1 protein-coding gene and 2 pseudogenes (2 of these 3 only partly in view) are annotated in these 1,630 nt (G+C 65.1%); all 3 read left to right on the top strand.

The annotated features are described in order from the left end of the window. Positions 1–100 (top strand): annotated as a pseudogene (locus A2X88_10850) (anthranilate phosphoribosyltransferase) (it extends 1,511 nt beyond the left edge of the window). Between the two features lie 182 nt (positions 101–282). After that, entirely contained in the window at positions 283–1,056 is a 774-nt protein-coding gene (locus A2X88_10845) for an indole-3-glycerol phosphate synthase (protein OGP35619.1), read from the top strand. Next, positions 1,053–1,630 (top strand): annotated as a pseudogene (locus A2X88_10840) (hypothetical protein) (it continues 43 nt past the right edge of the window). The gene A2X88_10845 and the pseudogene A2X88_10840 overlap by 4 nt, the downstream one beginning before the upstream one ends.

The raw sequence follows: 1,630 nt of genomic DNA, 5'->3' as shown, positions 1-1,630 counted from the left end.
GGGGACGATCCTGGAGGGAATCGCCCTGGCGGGGGGCTGCATCGACAGCGGCGCCGCCCTGAAGAAACTCCAGGCGCTCATCGAGAGGAGCCACAGTTGACTGACGGCTTCGTAAAAAGGCCGGATGCTGCGTTGCGCTTCATCCTTCGTCATTGCGGCGTACGCCAAAGTACGCCTCATTCCTCGGATTCGCGCGCCTTGCCTGCGGCCTTTTTACGAAGCCGTCCCCATTGAAAGGTTTCAGCAAATGACTGCGTGGAAGCCACATTTGAGGATAATCACGTGATTCTGGACGACATCGTCGAAGTCAAGCGCCGGGAGGTGGCCCAAAGGAAGGAAGCGACCACCCTCGTCGCGCTGGAGGCAGCCGGCAAGGAAATGCCCCTGACCCGCGACTTCCGGAAGGCGCTCGACGGCGGCGGCTGCGCGATCATCGCCGAGGTGAAAAGGCGCTCCCCCTCCCGCGGGGTGCTCAGGGAGGATTTCGACCCCGTCCTGATCGCCCGGGAATATGAAAAACACGGAGCGGCGGCCGTCTCCGTCCTCACGGACGAGACTTTTTTCGGAGGGAGCAGGAAGGATCTTTCCGCCGTAAAAGGCGCCGTCTCCCTGCCGGTCCTCCGGAAGGAGTTCATCATCGATCCCTGGCAGATCCACGAAACGCGGGCGATCGGCGCCGACGCCCTCCTGTTCATCGCGGCCATCCTCACGGAGGGAGAGCTCCGCAACTATCTGGCCCTAGCCGCCTCCCTCGGCCTCGCCTCCCTGGTGGAGGTCCACGACCGCATGGAGCTGGAGACGGCCCTCCTTTCCGGAGCGGAAATCATCGGGATCAACAACCGCGACCTGAAGACGTTTCAGACGGACATAGGGACATCACTTGCTCTGGCTCCTCTCATCCCGTCGGACCGGATCGCAGTCAGCGAAAGCGGGATCCGTTCACGCCGGGAAATCGAGCTCCTCATGCAGGCGGGGATCGGGGCCTTTCTGATCGGTGAGGCGCTCGTCGCGGCCCCGGAGATCGGGGCAATACTGAGGGGGTTCTTGGGAAGATGACGGAGATCAAGATCTGCGGGATCACGCGCCTCGAGGACGCCCTCTGCGCCGCCGACTGCGGGACCGACGCCGTGGGGTTCATCTTCCATAAGGCAAGCCCCCGGTACATCGCGCCGGAGAGGGCAAGGGCCGTCATCGCGGTCCTCCCCCGCGGCACCGTGACGGTGGGCGTCTTCGTCAACCGCGAGGCGGACGAGGTGGAAAGGACCGCCGCCCTCTGCGGCCTCGACCTGATCCAGCTACACGGCGACGAATCCCCCGAATACTGCCGCCGGTTCCCGCATGAACGGGTCATCAAGGCCGTCTTTCCCCTAACGCCCGGAGATCTGCGGTCGCTTGGGGCCTACGAAGTCCGGGCCTTTCTCGCGGATGCCCGGGATGCCGGCCGCTACGGGGGGACGGGGAAGCGGGCCGACTGGGAACTGGCCGCAAAACTCAGGGAGTCGCACCCCCTGATCCTCGCCGGCGGTCTCGACGCGGGTAACATCGCGGAGGCCCTGGCCGCCGTCTCACCCCACGCCGTGGACATCAACAGCGGCTGCGAGCGGGCGCCGGGGATCAAGGATCACGACCG

The sequence above is a fragment of the Deltaproteobacteria bacterium GWC2_65_14 genome (assembly GCA_001797615.1).
GTDB lineage: Bacteria > Desulfobacterota > Deferrimicrobia > Deferrimicrobiales > Deferrimicrobiaceae > GWC2-65-14.
The sequence above is the reverse complement of the archived record's forward strand: the minus strand, read 5'-3'. Positions and strand labels throughout refer to the sequence as shown.